This window comes from Rathayibacter sp. AY1F4, assembly GCF_002931775.1.
Taxonomy (GTDB): Bacteria; Actinomycetota; Actinomycetes; order Actinomycetales; family Microbacteriaceae; genus Rathayibacter.
This window is the reverse complement of the sequence record NZ_PSVE01000003.1, coordinates 98,613-120,006: the sequence shown is the minus strand read 5'-3', so window position 1 is coordinate 120,006 and position 21,394 is coordinate 98,613. Positions and strand designations below refer to the sequence as shown.

Genomic DNA, 21,394 nt, shown 5'->3' with positions numbered 1-21,394 from the left:
CCCCCTCCCTGCGGTCAGCGCCGGCGGGTCCCGGACCGCCGACTCGCCGAGGACGGCCGTCCGCCGACGCGGGGAGCGGCCGTTCGCGACGAGTCGGAGATCCGCGGGGACGTCCGCATCCGGTGCCGCTGCCGGAGGCCGGGGCCGGGACGGGTGCGCAGGCCGGTCCGGGTCCGCCCGGCGAGCAGGGGCACTGCGCGCGAGGCGGTAGCCTCATCGCATGCCGGAAATCGATTGGAAGCCCCGCTCGCGCACCGTCACGGACGGCATCGAGGCCACGACGTCGCGCGGGATGCTGCGGGCGGTCGGGATGGGCGATGACGACTGGGAGAAGCCCCAGATCGGCATCGCGTCCTCGTGGAACGAGATCACCCCCTGCAACCTCTCGCTCGAGCGCCTCGCGCGCTCCGCGAAGGAGGGCGTGCACTCCGGCGGCGGCTACCCGCTCCAGTTCGGCACCATCTCCGTCTCGGACGGCATCTCGATGGGCCACGAGGGCATGCACTTCTCGCTCGTCTCCCGCGAGGTCATCGCCGACTCCGTCGAGACCGTGATGATGGCCGAGCGCCTGGACGGCACCGTCATGCTGGCCGGCTGCGACAAGTCGCTGCCCGGCATGCTGATGGCCGCGGCCCGCCTCGACCTCGCCGCCGTGTTCGTCTACGCCGGCTCGATCGCCCCGGGCTGGGTCAAGCTCTCGGACGGCACCGAGAAGGACATCACGATCATCGACTCCTTCGAGGCCGTCGGCGGCGTCAAGGCCGGGATCATGTCCGAGGAGGACGCCAAGCGCATCGAGTGCGCCTTCGCCCCGGGCGAGGGCTCCTGCGGCGGCATGTACACCGCCAACACCATGGCCAGCGTCGCCGAGGCGCTCGGCATGAGCCTGCCCGGCTCCGCCTCGCCCGCCGCCGCCGACCGCCGCCGCGACTACTTCGCCCGCAAGTCCGGCGAGGCCGTCGTCGAGCTGCTGCGCAACGGCACCACGGCCCGCGACATCCTCACCAAGGAAGCGTTCGAGAACGCGATCGCGGTGGCGATGGCCTTCGGCGGGTCGACCAACGTCATCCTGCACCTGCTCGCGATCGCCAACGAGGCCGAGGTCGACCTCACGATCGACGACTTCAACCGCATCGGCGACACGATCCCGCACATCGGCGACCTCAAGCCCTTCGGCAAGTACGTCATGAACGACGTCGACCGCCACGGCGGCGTCCCGGCCGTGATGAAGGCGCTCCTGGACGCCGGGCTGCTCCACGGCGACTGCCTGACGGTCACCGGGAGGACGGTCGCCGAGAACCTCGCCGCGATGGACATCGCACCGCTGGACGGCGAGGTCATCCGCACCCTCGACAACCCGATCCACGCGACCGGCGGGCTCACCATCCTCAAGGGCTCGCTCGCCCCCGAGGGCGCGGTCGTCAAGACCGCCGGCTTCGACGCCTCCGTCTTCGAGGGTCCGGCCCGCGTGTTCGAGCGCGAGCGCGCCGCGATGGACGCTCTGACCGAGGGCCGGATCGAGAAGGGCGACGTGGTGGTCATCCGCTACGAGGGCCCGAAGGGCGGTCCCGGCATGCGCGAGATGCTCGCCATCACCGCCGCCATCAAGGGGGCCGGGCTCGGAAAAGATGTACTACTGTTGACGGACGGACGATTCTCAGGCGGCACAACCGGCCTGTGCATCGGCCACATAGCTCCCGAATCGGTGGACGCAGGTCCCATCGCATTCGTTCGCGACGGAGACCCGATTCGGGTCGACATCGCCGCTCGCTCGATCGACCTACTCGTCGACGAGTCCGAGCTCGCCGCCCGCCGAGAAGGCTGGGCCCCTCTCCCTCCGCGCTACACCCGCGGTGTCCTCGCCAAGTACGCCAAGCTCGTCCGCTCGGCAGCCGAGGGCGCCGTCACCGGGTGACCCGGCCCGCTCCGGCCGGCCGCGCACTCGCGTTCCCGGGCACTCGCCTCCGGCTCTGCCCGCCGCCGCACCACCTCCTGAAGGAATCGACACCCGCATGACTCCGGATCCGTCCGCCGTGCAGCCCGCACCGACGCCCCAGCCACCCCGACCCGCCCACGCTCCCGCGGCCGCCCCCGCGGCCGAGGTCCTCACCGGAGCGCAGGCGGTCGTCCGCTCGCTCGAGATGCTCGGGATCGAGGACGTCTTCGGCCTGCCCGGCGGCGCGATCCTCCCGGTCTACGACCCGCTGATGGACTCCTCGAAGATCCGGCACATCCTGGTCCGCCACGAGCAGGGCGCCGGCCACGCCGCCGAGGGCTACGCCTCGGCGACCGGCAAGCTCGGCGTCTGCATCGCGACCTCGGGCCCCGGAGCGACCAACCTGGTCACCGCGATCGCGGACGCCTACATGGACTCGGTTCCGATGCTCGCGATCACCGGCCAGGTGTTCTCGACGCTCATGGGGACCGACGCGTTCCAGGAGGCGGACATCGTCGGCATCACGATGCCGATCACGAAGCACTCCATCCTCGTGACGCGGCCCGAGGACATCCCCTCGGCCCTCGCCTCCGCCGCGCTGATCGCCACCACCGGCCGCCCCGGCCCCGTGCTGGTCGACATCACGAAGGACGCGCAGCAGGACCAGGCGCCGTTCCTGTGGCCGCCGAAGATCGACCTGCCCGGCTACCGCCCGGTCACGAAGGCCCACGGCAAGCAGATCCAGGCCGCGGCCCAGCTGCTGGTCGAGTCGAGGAAGCCGGTGCTCTACGTGGGCGGCGGCATCATCCGCGCCCGCGCGGCCGCCGAGCTGAAGGCGTTCGCCGAGGCCTGCGGCGCTCCCGTGGTGACCACGCTGATGGCGCGCGGAGCGTTCCCGGACTCGCACGAGCAGCACCTGGGCATGCCCGGCATGCACGGCACCGTCCCCGCGGTGCTCGCGCTGCAGGAGGCGGACCTGATCCTCGCGCTGGGCTCGCGCTTCGACGACCGCGTGACCGGCAAGGCGGCGCTCTTCGCGCCCCACGCCAAGGTCGTGCACGTCGACATCGACCCGGCCGAGATCTCCAAGATCCGCACCGCCGACGTGCCGATCGTGGGCGACCTGAAGGACGTCCTCCCGGACCTCACCGACGCGTTCGCCAAGGCCTCCGCCGACGGCCGCGCCGACACCTCCGAGTGGTGGAGCTACCTCAAGGGCCTGCAGACGGAGTTCCCGCTCGGCTACACCGAGCCGAACGACGGCCTGCTCTCGCCGCAGTACGTCATCAAGCGCATCGGCGAGATCACCGGCCCCGAGGGCGTCTTCGCCTCCGGCGTCGGCCAGCACCAGATGTGGGCGGCGCAGTTCATCACGTACGAGCGCCCCAATTCCTGGCTGAACTCCGGCGGCGCCGGCACCATGGGCTACTCCGTGCCCGCGGCGATGGGCGCCAAGGTCGGCGAGCCCGAGCGCACCGTGTGGGCGATCGACGGCGACGGCTGCTTCCAGATGACCAATCAGGAGCTCGCCACCTGCACGATCAACGACATCCCGATCAAGGTCGCGGTGATCAACAACTCCTCGCTCGGCATGGTGCGCCAGTGGCAGACCCTGTTCTACGAGGGCCGCTACTCCAACACCGACCTCAACACGGGTCACGACACCGTCCGGGTGCCCGACTTCGTGAAGCTCGCCGACGCGTACGGCGCGCTCGGCATCCGCGTCACGAAGCCGGAGGAGATCGACGACGCCATCCGCCTCGCCATCGCCACCAACGACCGGCCCGTGGTGATCGACTTCGTCGTCAGCCGCGACTCCATGGTCTGGCCGATGGTCCCGCAGGGCGTCTCCAACAGCTACGTCCAGTACGCCCGAGACCACAGCCCGACCTGGGACGACGAGGAGTAGACCCGCATGACGCACCACGTTCTCTCCCTGCTCGTCGAGGACAAGCCGGGACTGCTCACCCGTGTCGCCGGGCTGTTCGCCCGCCGCGGCTTCAACATCGAGTCGCTAGCGGTCGGTCCGACCGAGCTGGCCGGGCTCTCGCGCATCACGGTCGCAGTGGACGTCGAGGACCTGCCGCTCGAGCAGGTCACGAAGCAGCTCAACAAGCTCGTCAACGTGATCAAGATCGTCGAGCTCGACACCGACCAGTCGGTCCAGCGCGAGCACCTGCTCGTCAAGGTCCGCGTCGACAACGTCACGCGCTCGCAGGTGCTCGAGGCCGTCACGCTCTTCCGCGCCCGCGTGGTCGACGTCGCGACGGACGCCCTGGTGATCGAGGTCACCGGCGACACAGGCAAGACCAACGCGTTCCTGCGGGTGATCGAGCCCTACGGCATCAAGGAGATCGCGCAGTCGGGCCTGCTCGCCATCGGGCGCGGCTCCAAGTCGATCACCGAGCGCGTCTTCAAGAACTGACCGCGAACTCTCCACTACAGAAAAGGACTCACCACGTGACCGAGCTCATCTACGACGCCGACGCCGACCTGTCCATCATCCAGTCCAAGAAGGTCGCGATCGTCGGCTACGGCTCGCAGGGCCACGCGCACGCGCAGAACCTCCGCGACTCCGGCGTCCAGGTCGTCATCGCGCTGAAGGAGGGGTCGAAGTCGACCGCCAAGGCCGAGGACGACGGCTTCGAGGTCAAGAGCGTCGCCGACGCCGCGGCCTGGGCCGACCTGATCATGATCCTCGCGCCGGACCAGCACCAGCGCGCGATCTACAGCGAGCAGATCGCCTCCGCGCTGACCGAGGGCAAGACCCTCGCCTTCGCGCACGGCTTCAACATCCGCTTCGGCTACATCGAGGCGCCCGCGGGCGTCGACGTCATCCTCATCGCGCCGAAGGCCCCCGGCCACACCGTGCGCCGCGAGTTCGTCGCCGGCCGCGGCATCCCGGACATCATCGCCGTCGAGAACGACGCGACCGGCACCGCCTGGGAGACCGCGAAGTCCTACGCGAAGGCCATCGGCGGCACCCGCGCCGGCGTCATCAAGACCACCTTCACCGAGGAGACCGAGACCGACCTGTTCGGCGAGCAGGCCGTGCTCTGCGGCGGCACCTCGCAGCTCGTCCAGTACGGCTTCGAGACCCTCGTCGAGGCCGGCTACCAGCCCGAGATCGCCTACTTCGAGGTGCTGCACGAGCTCAAGCTCATCGTCGACCTCATGTGGGAGGGCGGCATCGCCAAGCAGCGCTGGAGCGTCTCCGACACCGCCGAGTACGGCGACTACGTCTCCGGCCCGCGCGTCATCGACCCGCGCGTGAAGGAGAACATGAAGGCCGTCCTCGGCGACATCCAGAGCGGTGCCTTCGCGAAGCGCTTCATCGGCGACCAGGACGCGGGCGGACCCGAGTTCCAGGAGCTGCGCGCCAAGGGCGAGAAGCACCCGATCGAGGAGACCGGCCGCGAGCTGCGCAAGCTCTTCGCCTGGAAGCAGACCGACGAGGACTACACCGACGGCAGCGTCGCGCGCTAGTCGCACCGCGTCGACCGGGGGAGCCCCGGTCCGACGAGGGACCCGTCCACCGGGATCCCCTCGCCGGGCCGGGGCTCCTCCGCGTCCGGGGCGCGACTACCGCTCGAGCTCGCGGACGAGACGGCGGAGACCGCCCTTCGGCGGGACGAGGACGGGGTCCGGCCACCGGGGCGAGAGGTGGTCGCCGAGCGTCACCCGGCGCAGCTTGCGGCCGACGAGGGGGAGTACCCAGTCGGCGGCCCAGCGGCGCTGCTCGCGCAGCCGCGCGCGGAGGCGGAGCGGCTCGGGAGCGTCCCAGGGCCCGGTCGAGATCGTGTGCGGCACGCCGAGCGTGTCGAGCACGCGACCGGCCAGGACGCGGTGGCCGCGCTTGGAGAGGTGCATCCGGTCGGGCGACCAGAGCACGGGGGAGTGGAACTCCCGCATCGCCCAGTAGTCGACGAGGATCGCGCCCCGCTCGCGGGCGATCCGGCGGACGGCGCTGTTGTAGAGGTGGTTGCGACGCAGGAACATCCGCGGGGCGGGCAGTCCCGGGATGTCGACGCCCGTGAAGAGCACGAGGGAGGCGCCGGTGGTCGCGAGCGCGTCGACGAGCGCCTCGTAGCGGGTGATCAGATCGACGGTGTCGGTGCCGATGTCGAGGATGTCGTTGCCGCCGGCGTACAGCGTGATCAGGGTGGGGCGGAGCGCGAGGGCGGGCGCGAGCTGGTCCTCGGTGATCTGGGCGAGGCGCTTCGAGCGGACGGCGAGGTTCGCGTACTCCCAGCCCGGCTCGGCCTTCGCCAGGCGCTCGGCGACGCGGTCGGCCCAGCCGCGCACCCCGTTCGGCAGGCGCGGGTGCGGGTCGCCGACCCCCTCCGTGAAGGAGTCGCCGAGGGCGACGAAGCGGCGGCGGCGGTCGTCCATCCGCTCAGCCTCGCCCCCGGGGGAGGACGCGGGGTGTCCGCCGGGTGTCGGGGAGGCGGCGGCGGGCTCCGAGCCTCCTGCGAGGTGCGCGCGGCTAGGGTGTTGCGGTGATCGATGGTGGACCGGGCCGCTCCCCGGAGGACGACGACGCGGCGACCCCGCCGGTGGACCGCGGGCCGGACGCCGGCCCGGAGGACGACGCCGACGACGAGGCCCTGGAGTGGGCTGGCGAGGGCGCGGACCCGACGCTCGCCGCGGGGACGGCGCGCGTGCGCCGGACGCCCCGCACGGTCGCGGGGGCGGGCCCGGCGGACGACGGCTCGGACGACGACGACTCCGAGGACGAGGACCCCGACGACGAGGCCGCGTCCTCGTCCGCTCTGCTGATCGCGGCGGGCATCGCGGCCGGCCTCTACCTCCTGTACGCCATCGCCTGGGCGATCACGGCGACGCGGCAGTCGCCGGTCGCCGCGGCCGGCTTCGCGGGCGATGCGCTCGGCGGCGCCCTCTACTCGCTCGGGCTCTGGCTGGCGGTCCTGGCGCCGCCGGTGTGGTTCGCCGTGGTGCTCCTCGCCACCCGCGACGCGCGGGTGCGCACCCGCGTGCTCTGGCTGGTCGCCGGACTCGTCCTCCTCGCTCCGCTGCCGTTCCTGAAGGGGGCCTGATGACCGACTCGACCCGGGCCACCCTCGGCGGGACCGGCCGGCGCGACCGGCCCGGCCGGCGCCTGGCCGCCTCCGTCCTCGTCGCCGTGGTGTTCGCGCTCTTCTTCGCCTGGGACGTCTGGGAGGCGGTCGGCAACCTGATCGGCCTGCGCAGCTACGCGGCCTCCCTCGGCACCGACCTGAACCCGACGGGCTGGGCGGTGCTCCTGCTCGGCCTGGTGCTGCCGGTCGCCTGCTTCGTCGCCGCCGTCCTGCTCGGGCGCCGCCGGGGGCTCCCGGTGCGCGTCGGACTGCTCGCGGCGGCCCTCTGCCTCTCGGCGGCGCTCTCGCTCGACGTGCAGCTCGTCCTCGGCGTCGAGAGCCTGGTCTCGCTGAGCTGACCGGCGGCGTCACACGGCGCGGGGCGCGCGCACCCCTCCGCTACAGTGACGGGGGGCTGCCGACGCCCCCGCCTCGGTGCCCGCTCCGTCCCCTCTCCGAAGGAAGCGCCTCTCGTGACAAAGCCGGTCGTCCTGATCGCCGAAGAACTCTCGCCCGCCACCGTGGACGCGCTCGGTCCCGACTTCGAGATCCGCTCCGTGGACGGCACCGACCGCCCGGCGCTGCTCGAGGCCCTCGCCACGGCGCACGCGATCCTCGTGCGCTCCGCGACGCAGGTCGACGCGGAGGCGATCGCCGCGGCCCCCTCGCTCCAGGTGATCGCCCGCGCCGGTGTGGGCCTGGACAACGTCGACATCACCGCCGCGACCGCCGCGGGGGTCATGGTCGTGAACGCACCGACCTCGAACATCATCTCGGCCGCCGAGCTCACCGTCGGCCACATCCTGAGCCTCGCCCGCCACATCCCCGCCGCTCACAGCGCGCTCGCGCAGGGCCTCTGGAAGCGCTCGAAGTACACGGGCGTCGAGCTCTACGAGAAGACCGTCGGCATCATCGGCCTCGGCCGCATCGGCGCGCTGATCACCGCGCGCCTGCAGGCCTTCGGGGTGAACGTCGTCGCCTACGACCCCTACGTGACCAGCGCCCGCGCGCAGCAGCTCGGCGTCACGCTCCTCTCCCTGGAGGAGCTGCTGGCCGAGAGCGACTTCATCACGATCCACATGCCGAGGACCCCCGAGACGACGGGCATGATCTCGGACGATCAGCTGGCGCTGATGAAGCCGTCGGCGTTCATCGTGAACGTGGCCCGCGGCGGCCTCATCGACGAGGACGCGCTGCACCGCGCGCTCGTCGCGAAGACCATCGCCGGCGCCGGACTCGACGTGTTCGTCAAGGAGCCGCCGACCGGATCGCCGCTGCTCGCCCTCGAGAACGTGGTCGTCACTCCGCACCTCGGGGCCTCGACCGACGAGGCGCAGGAGAAGGCCGGCGTCTCGGTCGCCCGCTCGGTGCGCCTCGCGCTCTCGGGCGAGCTCGTGCCGGACGCCGTGAACGTCGCCGGCGGCGTGATCGACGAGTACGTGCGCCCCGGCATCCCGCTGGTCGAGAAGCTCGGCCAGGTCTTCTCGGGCCTCGCGGACTCGCCGGTCACCTCCATCGACGTCGAGGTGCGCGGCGAGCTCGCCGGCTACGACGTGAAGGTCCTCAAGCTGGCGGCTCTCAAGGGCGTGTTCACCAACGTGGTCTCGGAGACGGTGTCCTACGTCAACGCGCCGGTGCTCGCGGAGCAGCGCGGCATCGAGGTCCGCCTGATCACGGAGCCGGTCTCGGACGAGTACCGCAACGTGATCACGCTGCGCGGCGCGCTCTCGGACGGCTCGCAGATCTCGGTCTCGGGCACGCTGACCGGCACCAAGCAGGTCGAGAAGATCGTCGCGATCAACGGCTACGACGTCGAGGTCCCCCTCGCGAAGCACCTCGTCGTCATGAGCTACGTCGACCGCCCCGGGATCGTCGCGGTCTACGGCCGCGAGTTCGGCGACGCCGCGGTCAACATCGCGGGCATGCAGATCGCGCGCACCGAGGCGGGCGGCAAGGCGCTCTCGGTGATCACCATCGACTCTCCCGCCCCCGACGGCCTGCTCGAGAAGGTCCGTGTCGCGATCGACGCCGACCTCATGCAGGAGATCGACATCACCGAGCAGTGAGCACCCGGCGGTTCGCTCAGGTCGACGTCTTCGGCGCCGCGCCGTTCCGGGGCAACCCGGTGGCGGTCGTCGTCGACGGCGACGGTGTGGGCGACGCCGCGATGGCGGAGTTCGCGCGCTGGACGAACCTCTCCGAGACGACCTTCCTCCTCCGCCCGAGCGACCCCGCGGCCGACTACCGGCTGCGGATCTTCACGCCGGGCGGGGAGCTGCCCTTCGCCGGGCACCCGACCCTCGGGAGCGCGCACGCCTGGCTCGCGGCCGGAGGGACGGCCCGCGCGGCGGGGGAGCTCGTGCAGGAGTGCGCCGCGGGTCTCGTCCGGCTGAGGGTGACGGAGGAGGGCATCGCCTTCGCCGCCCCGCCCCGCCGGCGGTCCGGACCGGTCGACGAGGCGACGCTCGAGCGGGTGGCTGCGGCTCTGCGGATCCCGCGCGCGGAGATCCTCGACCACGAGTGGGTCGACAACGGTCCCGGCTGGCTGGCCGTGCGGCTCGCCTCGGCGGAGCAGGTCCTCGCGCTGCGGCCGGACCAGGCTCTCCTCGCCGGGCTCCCCGTCGGCGTCGTGGGCGAGCATCCGGCGGGAGGCGAGTGCGCGGTCGAGGTGCGGGCGTTCATCCCCGACGCCGGTGTGTCCGAGGACCCGGTGACGGGGAGCCTCAACGCGGGGATCGCCCAGTGGCTGCTCGGCAGCGGCGTGCTGCCCGAGCGCTACACGGCCGCCCAGGGGGCGGCGTTGGGCCGAGCCGGGCGCGTGCGCGTCGAGAGCACGGACGGCGCGATCTGGATCGGCGGCGCGACGGTGACCCTGATCGACGGGGTCGTCGAGCTGTAGCGGGTCCGCCGGGGGCGGCGCCACTCAGCTCCCGAGGAGTCGCTGGACGACCGCGAGGACGTCCTCGGCCTCGCCGCGCGACGGCGAGCCTGTGGGGAGCAGGGCGGAGTTGTAGTAGAGCCCGTCGCTCATCAGGACGATCGCCCGGGCGACGAGCGGGTCGCCCACGGCGTCGGCGACCACCTCGTTCCAGCTGTCGTGGATCCGCGCGAGGCCGCCGCTGGCGCGCTCGTCGTGCCCCTGCGCGATGCGTGACACGGCGAGGATCGTGCGGTCGAAGGCCGAGTCGGCGGCGAAGGAGGTGCGCAGCAGGTAGGCGACCACGCCCTCGGGAGCGGCGAGGCTCTGCGCGACGTCCGCCTCCCGCCGCGCGTCGAGGCGCTGCAGGAGCCCGTCGACGAGGGCGTCCTTCGAGGGGAAGTGGTAGAGCAGCCCGCCCTTGGAGACTCCGGCCTCGCGGGCGACGGCGTCGAGGGTCGCGGCGCGCTCGCCCTGCTCGATGAGGAGCTGCTCGAACGCGTCGAGGACGCGGTCGCGGGCGGGGGCAGGAGGCACGGCGACCATCCTACGGCGGATCAGTGGCGACTGTACCGGCTGGACGGTATACTCTCTCCGTTCTCCTCTGAAAGGTCGTTCCCGTGTCCGCGCGCACCGCTCCCGTCTCCACCCACGACACCGCCGGCGCCGCCGACAGGGTCGGGCGACGCGCCTGGGTGGCGCTCGCGGTGCTGATGCTCCCGGTGCTGCTGGTCTCGGTCGACAACACGGTGCTGAACTTCGCGCTCCCCTCGATCGCCGAGGATCTGGGCCCCTCCGGCACCGAGCTCCTGTGGATCGTCGACGCCTACCCGCTGGTGCTCGCGGGCCTGCTGGTGGCGATGGGCAGTCTCGGCGACCGCGTCGGGCGGCGGCGCCTCCTGCTGGTCGGCGCGGTCGGCTTCGCCGCCGTCTCGGTCGTGGCCGCGTTCGCTCCCACCGCCGCAGCGCTCATCGGCGCCCGCGCGGCACTGGGCTTCTTCGGCGCGATGCTGATGCCCTCGACGCTCTCGCTCCTGCGCAGCGTCTTCCCCGACCGCGACCAGCGCCGCCTCGCGATCGCGATCTGGGCGACCGGCTTCGCCGTGGGCTCGGGCGTCGGCCCTCTGGTCGGCGGCGTGCTGCTCGAGCACTTCCCCTGGGGGTCGGTGTTCCTGCTCGCGGTGCCCGTGCTGCTCCCGCTGGTCGTCCTGGTGCCGATCCTGGTGCCGGAGTCGCGCGACCCGCAGCCCGGCCCGGTCGACGTGGTCAGCATCCTGCTGTCGCTGGCGACCATGGCGCCGGTCGTCTACGCGGTGAAGTCCTTCGCCGAGCACGGGATCGACGCGGTCGGCGTCGCGGCGCTCGTCGTGGGCGTCGTCTCGGGAGCTCTGTTCGTCCGCCGCCAGCAGCGCCGGGCCTCGCCGATGCTCGATCTCTCGCTCTTCCGGCGCGGCTCGTTCAGTGCGGCGATCGTGGTCAACCTCCTCAGCGTCACCGCGCTGGTCGGCGGGCTCTTCTTCCTCTCGCAGCACCTGCAGCTCGTGGTCGGGCTCTCGCCCCTGGAGGCGGGCCTCGTGCTCGTGCCGGGCCTCGCCGTGATGATCCTGGCCGGGCTCGGCGTGGTGCCGATCGCGCGCCGCGTCGCTCCGCGCCTCGTCGTCCCGGCCGGACTGCTGGTCTCGGCCGTCGGGTACATCCTGCTGGCCCTCGGCAGCGGGGCGCCCGGAGGAGCGTCCGCGCTCACCGTCGCCGTCGCCTTCGCGTTCCTCGGCCTGGGCATCGGTGCGGCCGAGACGGTGTCGAACGAGCTGATCCTGGCCAACGCGCCCGCCGACAAGGCCGGTGCGGCCTCCGCCGTCTCCGAGACCGCCTACGAGCTCGGCGCCGTCCTCGGCACCGCGACGCTCGGCACGGTCCTCACCGCCGTGTACCGCGGGGGAGTCGAGCTGCCCGAGGGCCTCGACGCCGCGCAGGCGCAGCGGGCCGGGGAGACCCTCGGCGGCGCCGTCTCGGTCGCCGGCGAGCTGCCCGCCGACTCCGCCGCGAGCCTCGTCGCGTCGGCGAGCGCGGCGTTCGACTCGGGCGTCGGCTGGTCGGCCTGGCTCGGCGTCGTCCTCGTGCTGGCCGCCGCCGCGGTCGGCGCCTGGCGCCTCCGCCGGAGCTGACGCTCCTCCTCTCCTCCCGAGGGAGGCCGCCCGGGACGCGCAGCGCCTCCCGGGCGGCCCTCGCCAGCCCGACGGGGGCGCGTGCCCCGGACCGCGGCGCGGGCGGGCCGCGAGTACGCTGGGGGGACTCCGACCCCGTACGCCTGAGGACCGCCATGCCCCGCACCGTGAAGCTCGCCGTCATCCCCGGAGACGGGATCGGGCCCGAGGTGACCGCCGAGGCCGTCAAGGTCCTCGACGCCGTCACCGCCGACTCCGACCTGGTGCTCGAGACGACCACCTTCTCGCTCGGCGCCGCCCGCTACCTCGAGACCGGCGACGTCCTCACCGACGAGGACCTCGCGGCGATCGCGGGGCATGACGCGATCCTCCTGGGCGCCGTCGGCGGAGCACCGGGGGACCCGCGCCTCCGGGACGCGAACATCGAGCGCGGGCTGCTCCTGCGGCTGCGCTTCGAGCTCGACCACTACGTCAACCTGCGGCCGACCCGTCTCTACGCGGGCGTCCCCTCGCCGCTCGCGGCTCCCGGGGAGGTCGACTTCGTGGTCGTCCGCGAGGGCACGGAGGGGCCCTACGTCGGCACCGGCGGCTCGATCCGGCAGGGCACCCCGCACGAGGTCGCCAACGAGGTGTCGGTCAACACCGCCTACGGGGTCGAGCGCGTCGTCCGCCACGCGTTCGAGCTCGCCCGCACGCGTCGCTCCCGGCTGACGCTCGTCCACAAGACGAACGTCCTCGTCTTCTCCGGCTCGCTCTGGAAGAGGATCGTCGACGAGGTGGGGGCCGCCTTCGAGGACGTGGCCGTCGACTACCTCCACGTGGACGCCGCCACGATCTTCCTCGTGACCGACCCTGCTAGGTTCGACGTCATCGTCACCGACAACCTCTTCGGCGACATCCTGACCGATCTGGCCGGCGCGATCAGCGGCGGCATCGGACTCGCGGCCTCGGGCAACATCAACCCCGACGGCGCGTTCCCCAGCATGTTCGAGCCGGTCCACGGATCCGCGCCCGACATCGCCGGACGGCAGCTCGCCGACCCGACCGCCGCGATCCTCTCGGCCGCGATGCTGCTGGACCACCTCGGCCGGAGCGACGAGGCCGCCCGCGTCACCGCGGCCGTGACCGCCGACATCGAGTCGCGCGACGGCACCCCGCGCTCCACGGCCGCGATCGGCGACTCCGTCGTCGCCCGCCTCCGCTGATCCCCCGCAGAAGGACACCACCACGATGAGCACCGACTCCGCCCCCGCCGACCTCGCGTTCGAGGTGACCGCCGCCCCCGCGCCCCGCTCCGCCGAGGAGCGCGCCCGGATCCTCGCGAACCCCGGCTTCGGCATGCACTTCACCGACCACATGGTCGGCCTCCGCTGGACCCGCGCGGACGGCTGGCACAGCGCCCGCGTCGAGCCCTACGGCCCGCTCGCGCTCGACCCCGCCGCCGCCGTCCTGCACTACGCGCAGGAGATCTTCGAGGGGATGAAGGCCTACCGCCACGAGGACGGCTCCGTCTGGACCTTCCGCCCGGAGGCGAACGCGCGCCGCCTGCAGCGCTCGGCCCGCCGTCTCGCGCTGCCGGAGCTCCCGACGGACCTCTTCGTCGAGTCGCTGCGGCAGCTGATCGCGGTCGACGGCGACTGGGTCCCCTCGGAGCCGGAGACCAGCCTCTACCTGCGCCCGTTCATGTTCGCGCAGGAGGCGTTCCTCGGCGTGCGCGCGGCCGAGGACGTCGGCTACTACGTGATCGCCAGCCCCGCCGGCGCCTACTTCTCGGGCGGGGTCGCCCCCGTGTCGATCTGGCTCTCCACCTCCTACGCCCGGGCGGGCAAGGGCGGCACGGGAGCGGCGAAGACGGGTGGCAACTACGCCTCCTCCCTCCTCCCGCAGCAGGAGGCCTACAGCCACGGCTGCGCGCAGGTCCTCTTCCTCGACTCGCAGGAGTCGCAGTGGATCGAGGAGCTCGGCGGCATGAACGTGGTGCTGGTGAAGAAGGACGGCACGCTGGTCACCCCGGAATCGGACTCGATCCTCGAGGGCATCACGCGCGACAGCGTCCTGCAGCTCGCCGAGGACCGCGGCCACCGCGTCGAGCGGCGCCGCGTGAGCATCGACGAGTGGCGCGACGGAGTGGCCTCCGGCGACGTGGTCGAGGTGTTCGCCTGCGGGACCGCCGCCGTGATCACCCCGATCGCCGAGCTCAAGGGCGAGGGCTTCTCCGTCGGCCGCGAGGGCGCGCCCGCCGGGGAGCTCACGATGTCGCTCCGCGAGGAGCTGACCGGCATCCAGTACGGACGCCGCGAGGACACGCACGGATGGATGACGAGGCTGGACGCATGAAGATCGCACGATTCGCCACGCAGCGCGACGGGGACAACGGGGGAGCGATCCACTTCGGGATCGTGGACGAGGACGACCTGGTCGTGCTCGCCGGCGACCCGATGTTCGCCGGGTTCGACACCACGGGGGAGCGCATCCCGATCGCGGAGGCGAAGCTCCTCGCGCCGGTGATCCCGCGCTCCAAGGTCGTCGGCATCGGGAAGAACTACGCCGACCACGCGGCCGAGATGGGCGGCGACGCCCCGGCGGAGCCGCTGGTGTTCCTCAAGCCGAACACGTCGGTCATCGGCCCGGACGAGGCGATCGTCCTCCCCGAGGACAGCCAGCAGGTGGAGTCCGAGGGCGAGCTGGCGATCGTGATCGGCGCCGTGGCCCGCAACGTCCGCGCGGAGGACTACGAGGACGTGGTCTTCGGGTACACGATCGCCAACGACGTCACCGCGCGCGACCTCCAGCGCTCCGATGGCCAGTGGGCGCGGGCGAAGGGCTACGACACCTTCTGCCCGCTCGGTCCGGTCATCGAGACCGAGTTCGTCTGGAACGAGAGCGCGATCGAGACGCGCGTCAACGGGCGCGTGCAGCAGTCGGGCAGCACCGGCGACATGATCCACGGGGTGCCCGAGCTCGTCGCCTACGTCTCGCGCATCTTCACGCTCCTCCCCGGGGACGTGATCCTCACCGGGACGCCCGCCGGCGTCGGGCCGATCGCGAACGGGGACACCGTCGCGGTGGACGTCGAGGGCATCGGCACGCTGTTCAACCCGGTGGTCGTCCGGCGCTGAGCCCGGGCCCTCCTCCGCGGAGGGACGAGCGCCTCCGGCCCGCGAGGATCCTCGGATCCGGCGGGCCGGACGCGCTCGAGCGGGACGTCAGTCGGCGCTCGCCGGGTCGCTGCCGACCGCGCCCTCGGTCTCGTCCGGCAGGTCGGCGTCGCCGGAGACGGTGTCCCCTCCGCTGTCGCCGTCGGTCACGGCGTCCGTGACACCGCGGTCGATCGCGGTGCCCCCGGGAGCGGCCCCCGCGGCGGAGGCGTCGGCCGCGTCCTCGCCGGGCAGCACCGTCTGCGCGCCGCCGGTGTTCGGGACGGCGTCGCCGCCGGATCCGGGAAGGTCCTCGTTCATGTTCTGGTCGGCCATGTCGGCTCCTCTCGTCGGGGCTCCAGCCCAGCACGCGACGGGCCCCTCCGCAGGACGTTGACAGCGCGGGGACGAGGGGGCAGAGGCGGGCCGCGAGGCCGGGCGACGCGCCTTCACCGTGCTCCCCGGCGCTGTCAAGCGGACTGCCTCCGGGGCCGTCTGGTCGTAGCGTCGAGCTATGAACTCCTCCCGCACCGACTCCGTCAGCCGCATCGCCCGGGAGGACTTCGGCTGGTCGTCGCTGCTCCCCGGTCAGCGCGAGGCGATCGAGTCGGCCGCCTCCGGGCGCGACACGCTGCTGGTGCTGGCGACGGGCGGCGGCAAGTCCGCGGTCTACCAGATCGCCGGAGCCGAGCGCGGCGGCGTCGTCCTGGTCGTCTCCCCGCTCGTCGCCCTGCAGGCCGACCAGCTCGCCGCGATCGAGGCGGCTCCGGCGGCCCCGCCCGCCGTCGCGATCAACTCCTCCCAGGGCGCCGCGGCCGTCGCCCGCGCCTGGGACCGGATCGACGAGGGCGGCCCGCTCTACGTGCTCCTGGCGCCCGAGCAGCTCGCCAAGCCCGAGAACGTGGCGCGCCTGGCGGCCGCGGGAGTGTCGCTCCTGGTCGTCGACGAGGCGCACTGCGTCTCCTCCTGGGGCCACGACTTCCGCCCCGACTACCTCCGCCTGGCCGATGTGCGCGGCGAGCTCGGCGATCCGCCGGTGCTCGCGATGACCGCCACCGCCTCCGGGCCGGTGCGCGACGAGATCATCGAGCGCCTCCGGATGACCGACCCCGAGATCCAGGTGCACGGCGTCGACCGTCCGGAGATCCGGCTGGTGGTGCACCGCCACGAGAGCGAGAACGAGAAGCGCGCCGCCGTGGTCGAGGAGGCGCGCAGCTGGACGGCTCCGGGCCTGGTCTACGTCGCCACCCGCAAGGAGACGGAGGCCTACGCGGCAGACATCGCGGCGGAGGGGCGCCGGGTCGCGGCGTACCACGCCGGACTCAAGGTGTCCGAGCGCAAGGTCGTGCACGAGCAGTGGCGCGCCGGCGAGCTCGACGTCGTCGTCGCGACCTCGGCCTTCGGGATGGGCATCGACCGGGCCGATGTCCGCTTCGTGCTGCACGCGACGACCACCGAGTCGCTCGACGCCTACTACCAGGAGATCGGCCGCGCGGGCCGCGACGGCGAGCCGGCCACGGGCGCGCTGCACTACCGCGCCGAGGATCTGGGTCTCCGCCGCTTCTTCGCCAAGCGCTCGGTCGACAAGGCCGCGCTGCGCGTGATCTGGGCGGCCGTCTCGGAGCAGCCGGGGCTCGACTCCGCGGCTCTCGCGAAGGAGCTGGGGAAGCCGGCCCGCACGATCGCCCGGATCGTCAACGATCTCGCGGACGCGGGGCTGGTGGAGACCGGGTCCGGTCTGCGCGCCACGCGCGAGGCCTCGGGCGACGAGGCCGTGCACGCGGTGAAGGAGGCTCTGGCCTCCCGCGAGCGGATCGCGGAGTCGCGCCTGTCGATGATGCGCGCCTACGCGGAGACCAGCCAGTGCCGCCGCCGGGTCCTGCTGGACTACTTCGGCGTGGAGTCGGCCGAGTGGTGCGGCAACTGCGACGGCTGCGAGCGGCACGAGGCGAGCGGCGAGACCGTCGAGGCGCCCGTGGACGCCCCATTGAGCGTCGACGAGTCGGTGGAGCACCGCGAGTGGGGCGCCGGCACCGTGATGAGCGTGGAGGCCGACCGGGCGACGATCTTCTTCGAGTCCGAGGGCTACAAGGTGCTGTCGTTCCAGGCGCTCGAGTCCGGCGTCCTGCGCGAGCGCGAGCACGCCTCCGCCTGACCCCGGCTCTCCGCGCCGGCCGATCGCCGCTCGCGGGACGCCGCTCCGGTACGGCAGGCACGGCGTGCCGTGCACCGGAGCGGCGTCCCGCGGAGGGGGTCAGACCTTCGAGACGGCCGAGCTCACGTCGGTGGGCTTCTCGTAGTCGCCGTCCGGGATCGCACGGAGGGCATCGAGGACGTCGCCGTCCGCGCCCTCCTTCTCCGCGGTCTCGACGATCGTGTCCTTCGAGGCGGGGTAGTCGATGCCCGAGAGGTACTTCTGGATCTGGATCGGGTCGGGTGCGTCCATCGTGCTGTCCTTTCGTCGCCTTGCTGAGTGTTACGAGAGCTCTTCGGCGAAGAGCCGGTCGAAGGCGTCGACGCGCCGGTCGGTGACCGTCGTGGGCGTCTCGAGGTGCACGGCGCCGCTGGGCACGAGGCCCGCGCCGCCGAAGCGCTCCATGACGCGCCACTGCGCGGCGACGTCCTCACCGCTGTGCTCCGGGGGCAGCTGCTCCCAGAAGTCGAAGCCGCCGACGGCCAGGAGGGCGTCGCGGCGGTAGAGGACGCACGCGCCCAGCCAGGCGACCCGGTACGCGCGCCAGGCGCCCTCCGGGACGTCGAGGCGGGCGGCGACGTGCGTGAGATTGGCCGCGTTGTGCAGCGGCCAGCGCTCGAACTCAGGGGTTCCGCGCCGCACCCGCTCGGGTTCCACGCGCTCCTCCCAGGTCTCGAACGACTCGGTCTCGTGAGGGCGCACGTCCTCGAGGTAGGACAGGCCCTGCACCGCGGAGCCGACGAAGCCGCAGTCGAGGCGCTCGAGGGCCTCGTGCAGCCGCGAGAGCGTGCCCGGCTCGAGCCACACGTCGTCGTCGAGGAAGAGGACGGCCGGGGCGGTGGCGAGGGAGAGGAGGTAGTGCCTCTGCTCCGCGAGCCCGCGCCGGGGCAGGTGCCGGCGCACCACCGGGGCCCGGCCCTGCGCCTCCAGCACGCGCAGCATCGCGAGGATCGTCGGGTCGCTCTCGGCGATCGCGTCGTCGGACTGGTCGCTCACGATCACGCGGAAGGGCGGGTCGTCCTGGGCGGCGAGTCCGGCGAGCGTGGCGGCGAGCTCGGCACGGCGGCCGACCGTCGGCACCAGCACGTCGATCAGCGGCTGCCGGGGAGCCTCGGGGACCCCCCAGCGCCCGGACCACCGGCGGCTGGTCACGGCGCGGCCGATCGGATGCGCTGGACCATCTCGGTCGTGGAGTGCTCCGAGACGTAGCCGACCGTGGTGACGACGCCCCCGTAGGAGCGGACGACGGCCGCCTCCGCGAGCATGTCGGGGTTGTAGTCCCCGCCCTTCACGTAGACGTCGGGCTGCACGCGCTCGAGCAGCGGGATGGGGGTGTCTCCGCCGAAGAGCGTCACGTAGTCGACGCAGCCCAGCTCGGCGATCACGCCCGCGCGGTCGCCCTCCGGGTTGATCGGCCGTCCCTCGCCCTTCAGCCGCCGGACGGAGTCGTCGTCGTTCACCGCGACCACGAGCACGTCGCCGAGCTCGCGGGCCTGGCGGAGATACGCCGTGTGGCCGCGGTGCAGGACGTCGAAGCAGCCGTTGGTGAAGACCACGCGGCGACCGCGGCGCGCCTGCTCCGCGAGGACCTCGACGAGGGCGTCCTCGCCGAGCACGACGGCGCCGGGAGCGGCGAGGGAGGCGAGCAGGTCGTCGCCCGAGCAGACGGAGGTGCCGGGGCGCTGCACGACCACGTCGGCGGCGGCCTGCGCCAGATCGACGGCGGTGGCCAGGGAGCGGCCGGCGGCGAGGGCGAGGGTGGCGGTCGCGGCGAAGGTGTCGCCGGCGCCGGACGCCTGCTTCTCCTCCGCGGGCTGAGCGAAGGTGCGGCTGACCGTGCCGTCGGCGTCGAGGGCGGTGGAGCCGTCCCGGTCGAGGGTGACCACGACGTGCCGGGCGCCCGAGCGGGCGCGCAGGTCGTCCGCCGCGTCGCGCACGGCGGCGGCCCGCTCCGTCCCGCGGCCGAGGGAGCCGCCGAGCAGCCGCTCCGCCTCCTTGGCGTTCGGAGTGACCAGGTCCGGCCGGGCGAAGGCCCAGTCGGCGAGCTCGTGCGCGTCGACCACGAGGAGGCCGGGGCGCTCGACGGCGAGCAGGCGCTCGACGGCCTCGCGGAGGATCCCCGAGCCGTAGTCGCAGACCAGGACGGCGTCGGCGCCCGCGGCGGCCTCGGCGGCGGCACCGGCGAGCAGGGCCAGCTCGTCGTCGGCCGGGCGGTGCGGGCCGGAGTCGACGCGCAGCATCACGCTGTCGCCGCCGACCACGCGGGTCTTGATCGTCGTCGCGGCGCCGGTGCGGACGACCCGGGAGGTGTCCAGGCCGGCCCGCTCGAGGGCGCGCACGAGCCGGTCGCCCTCGGAGTCGCGTCCGGCCACGCCGACCGTGCGGACGACGGCGCCCAGCGCGCGCAGGTTGGCGGCGGTGTTGGCGGCCCCGCCCGCGACGTCGACGACGTCCTCGAGCCGCAGGACCGGCGCGGGCGCCTCCCGCGTGACGCGCTCCGCCTCGCCGAGCCACCAGGAGTCGAGGATGAGGTCCCCGATCACGGCGACGACCGGCGGGCGCTCGTGGACGTGCGCCAGGAGGGCGCTCGCCCGCTGGAGCGCCGAGCCCTCGAGGCTCATCGCGCGCCTCCCGGCAGAACGGGCAGGCCGAAGTGCACGACCGTGGTCGTGGTCATCTCGTCGAGCAGCTCCGGGCCGTAGCCGAAGCCGGAGCCGGACGCTCCGCGGGGCTGGGCGCTGCCGCCCGGCGCTCCTCCGAAGACGCCGTTGACCTTGACGGTGCCCACCGGCAGCGTCGCCGCGGCCCGATGGGCGTGCTCCATGTCGGCGGTGAGGATCGAGGCGGCCAGACCGTAGGGGCTCGCGGCGGCCAGGTCCAGGCCCTCGTCGAAGGAGTCGACGACGCGGATCGGCGCGACGGGCCCGAAGGTCTCCTCCGTCATCACCAGCATCGACTCGGTGCAGTCGGCCAGGACGGTCGCGGGGTAGAAGGTGCCGTCCCCGGGAGTGCCGCCGGTGAGGGCCTGCGCGCCGCTGCCGAGCGCCTCCGTGACGTGCTCGTGGACGGCGTCGCGCATGCGGGCGTCGACGAGGCGGGGGAGCGGGCCCGCGCTCCAGCGGTCGGCCTCGGCGACCAGCGCCGCCGTGAACGCCTCGGCGATGTCGCGGTGCACGTAGATCCGCTCGACGGAGGTGCAGATCTGGCCGGCGTTGGCGAAGGCGCCCAGCGCGGCCTGCTCGGCGGCCCAGACCGGGTCGACGTCGCGGTCGACGACGAGCGCGTCGTTGCCGCCGTTCTCGAGGATCACGTGCGCGCCGGTGACGGCGGCGACCCGGGCGAGCGCGCGGCCGGTGGCGGTCGAGCCGACGTGGGCGAGGACATCGACGCCCTCGGTGCGCGCCAGCTCGTCGCCGACCGCCCCGTCGCCCTCGACCAGGGTCAGCACGCCCTCGGGCAGCGCCTCGGCGAGGATGCTCGTGAAGAGGGCGCCCGTGCCCGGGCTGCGCTCGCTCGGCTTGTGCACGACGACGTCCCCGGAGACGATCGCGGCGCCCAGGAGCCCCGCGGCGACGGCGACCGGGTCGTTCCACGGAGTGAGGGCGAGCACGACCCCGCGCGGGTGCGGCAGCGCCAGATCGACGTTGAGGGCCGCTCCGCGCAGGCTCCTCCCGCGGTGCAGCGGGCCGAGCTCGGCGTACTGGAGCAGCGTGTCGACACCGGCGCGCACGCCGCCCAGCGCGTCGCCGGCGGGCTTGCCCGTCTCCTGCGTGTTGAGGTCGGCGAGCTCCTGCTCGCGCTCGGCCACGCGGTGGGCGGCGGCACGGAGCAGGGCACCGCGCTCGGCTGGCGCGGTGGCGGCCCACGCGGGGAAGGCGGTCCGCGCGCGGCGGACGGCGTCGGCGGCGGTCGTGGCGGGGGTCGTGATGTCGATGGTCACGGTCACCTCTCGGTCGGGGGCGCCCGC

General features: G+C 73.2%; 20 protein-coding genes. 13 read left to right on the top strand and 7 right to left on the bottom strand.

The genetic code is table 11. The features are described from left to right. Positions 1-220: 220 nt before the first annotated feature. From ilvD to ilvC, 4 genes are all read left to right on the top strand, one after another. Positions 221-1,915 (top strand): dihydroxy-acid dehydratase, encoded by a 1,695-nt coding sequence (gene ilvD / locus C5C59_RS02490; protein WP_104233215.1) that lies wholly within the window; start codon positions 221-223, stop codon positions 1,913-1,915. Between the two features lie 97 nt (positions 1,916-2,012). Beyond that, positions 2,013-3,845 (top strand): acetolactate synthase large subunit, encoded by a 1,833-nt coding sequence (locus C5C59_RS02485; RefSeq protein WP_104239279.1) that lies wholly within the window; start codon positions 2,013-2,015, stop codon positions 3,843-3,845. 6 nt (positions 3,846-3,851) lie between these two features. Beyond that, positions 3,852-4,361 carry an acetolactate synthase small subunit gene (gene ilvN, locus C5C59_RS02480; protein WP_104223540.1) on the top strand — a complete coding sequence of 170 codons (510 nt, stop codon included), beginning with the start codon at positions 3,852-3,854 and terminating at the stop codon, positions 4,359-4,361. Positions 4,362-4,396: 35 nt separating this feature from the next. Next, the gene (gene ilvC / locus C5C59_RS02475; RefSeq protein WP_104223539.1) at positions 4,397-5,422 is read left to right on the top strand and encodes a ketol-acid reductoisomerase; all 1,026 of its coding nucleotides are present in this window, start codon (positions 4,397-4,399) and stop codon (positions 5,420-5,422) included. A gap of 96 nt (positions 5,423-5,518) precedes the next feature. Here the strand turns inward: ilvC and C5C59_RS02470 are convergent, their stop codons facing one another. Beyond that, positions 5,519-6,328, bottom strand: coding sequence for an SGNH/GDSL hydrolase family protein (locus tag C5C59_RS02470; protein WP_104239278.1), 810 nt, complete (start codon positions 6,326-6,328; stop codon positions 5,519-5,521). A gap of 107 nt (positions 6,329-6,435) precedes the next feature. Here C5C59_RS02470 and C5C59_RS02465 point away from each other — a divergent pair, with 107 nt between their 5' ends. The 4 genes from C5C59_RS02465 to C5C59_RS02450 all read left to right on the top strand — a co-directional run bounded on the left by C5C59_RS02465 (position 6,436) and on the right by C5C59_RS02450 (position 9,913). After that, the gene (locus tag C5C59_RS02465; protein ID WP_104239277.1) at positions 6,436-6,993 is read left to right on the top strand and encodes a DNA polymerase III subunit gamma/tau; all 558 of its coding nucleotides are present in this window, start codon (positions 6,436-6,438) and stop codon (positions 6,991-6,993) included. Continuing rightward, a complete protein-coding gene (locus C5C59_RS02460; protein WP_104239276.1) occupies positions 6,993-7,373 on the top strand; it encodes a hypothetical protein in 381 nt (126 codons plus the stop codon). The genes C5C59_RS02465 and C5C59_RS02460 overlap by 1 nt, the downstream gene beginning before the upstream one ends. 114 nt (positions 7,374-7,487) lie before the next feature. Beyond that, complete coding sequence (gene serA, locus C5C59_RS02455; protein WP_104223535.1) at positions 7,488-9,080, top strand: phosphoglycerate dehydrogenase; 1,593 nt, start codon at positions 7,488-7,490, stop codon at positions 9,078-9,080. Beyond that, positions 9,077-9,913 carry a PhzF family phenazine biosynthesis protein gene (locus C5C59_RS02450; protein WP_104239275.1) on the top strand — a complete coding sequence of 279 codons (837 nt, stop codon included), beginning with the start codon at positions 9,077-9,079 and terminating at the stop codon, positions 9,911-9,913. Before serA ends, C5C59_RS02450 begins: the two co-directional genes overlap by 4 nt. Positions 9,914-9,937: 24 nt before the next feature. On the opposite strand, the gene C5C59_RS02445 is transcribed toward C5C59_RS02450, so the two are convergent. Next, the gene (locus C5C59_RS02445; RefSeq protein WP_104239274.1) at positions 9,938-10,477 is read right to left on the bottom strand and encodes a TetR/AcrR family transcriptional regulator; all 540 of its coding nucleotides are present in this window, start codon (positions 10,475-10,477) and stop codon (positions 9,938-9,940) included. 74 nt (positions 10,478-10,551) lie between these two features. Between C5C59_RS02445 and C5C59_RS02440 the strand changes: the two genes are divergently transcribed. From C5C59_RS02440 to C5C59_RS02425, 4 genes are all read left to right on the top strand, one after another. After that, positions 10,552-12,096: an MFS transporter gene (locus C5C59_RS02440; protein ID WP_258062536.1), complete on the top strand. Its 1,545-nt coding sequence runs from the start codon at positions 10,552-10,554 to the stop codon at positions 12,094-12,096. 155 nt (positions 12,097-12,251) lie between these two features. Beyond that, entirely contained in the window at positions 12,252-13,301 is a 1,050-nt protein-coding gene (locus C5C59_RS02435; protein ID WP_104223533.1) for a 3-isopropylmalate dehydrogenase, read from the top strand. Between the two features lie 25 nt (positions 13,302-13,326). Further along, positions 13,327-14,433 (top strand): branched-chain amino acid aminotransferase, encoded by a 1,107-nt coding sequence (locus C5C59_RS02430; RefSeq protein WP_104239273.1) that lies wholly within the window; start codon positions 13,327-13,329, stop codon positions 14,431-14,433. After that, entirely contained in the window at positions 14,430-15,215 is a 786-nt protein-coding gene (locus C5C59_RS02425; protein WP_104239272.1) for a fumarylacetoacetate hydrolase family protein, read from the top strand. Before C5C59_RS02430 ends, C5C59_RS02425 begins: the two co-directional genes overlap by 4 nt. Positions 15,216-15,302: 87 nt before the next feature. Here the strand turns inward: C5C59_RS02425 and C5C59_RS02420 are convergent, their stop codons facing one another. After that, on the bottom strand, positions 15,303-15,569 hold the full coding sequence (locus C5C59_RS02420) for a hypothetical protein (RefSeq protein WP_104239271.1): 267 nt from the start codon (positions 15,567-15,569) through the stop codon (positions 15,303-15,305). Between the two features lie 178 nt (positions 15,570-15,747). On the opposite strand from C5C59_RS02420, the gene C5C59_RS02415 reads away from it, so the two are divergent. Then, positions 15,748-17,388 (top strand): RecQ family ATP-dependent DNA helicase, encoded by a 1,641-nt coding sequence (locus tag C5C59_RS02415; protein ID WP_104239270.1) that lies wholly within the window; start codon positions 15,748-15,750, stop codon positions 17,386-17,388. A gap of 99 nt (positions 17,389-17,487) precedes the next feature. On the opposite strand, the gene C5C59_RS02410 is transcribed toward C5C59_RS02415, so the two are convergent. The 4 genes from C5C59_RS02410 to C5C59_RS02395 are packed head-to-tail and all read right to left on the bottom strand — an operon-like array spanning position 17,488 to position 21,367. After that, entirely contained in the window at positions 17,488-17,679 is a 192-nt protein-coding gene (locus C5C59_RS02410; protein ID WP_104239269.1) for a DUF2795 domain-containing protein, read from the bottom strand. Between the two features lie 30 nt (positions 17,680-17,709). Beyond that, positions 17,710-18,579, bottom strand: a complete 870-nt coding sequence (locus C5C59_RS02405) for a glycosyltransferase family A protein (RefSeq protein ID WP_219812485.1) — start codon at positions 18,577-18,579, stop codon at positions 17,710-17,712. Continuing rightward, positions 18,576-20,048, bottom strand: a complete 1,473-nt coding sequence (gene rfaE2 / locus C5C59_RS02400; protein WP_104239268.1) for a D-glycero-beta-D-manno-heptose 1-phosphate adenylyltransferase — start codon at positions 20,046-20,048, stop codon at positions 18,576-18,578. The genes C5C59_RS02405 and rfaE2 overlap by 4 nt, the downstream gene beginning before the upstream one ends. Next, entirely contained in the window at positions 20,045-21,367 is a 1,323-nt protein-coding gene (locus C5C59_RS02395; protein ID WP_258062535.1) for an aldehyde dehydrogenase, read from the bottom strand. Before C5C59_RS02395 ends, rfaE2 begins: the two co-directional genes overlap by 4 nt. Positions 21,368-21,394: the final 27 nt, after the last annotated feature.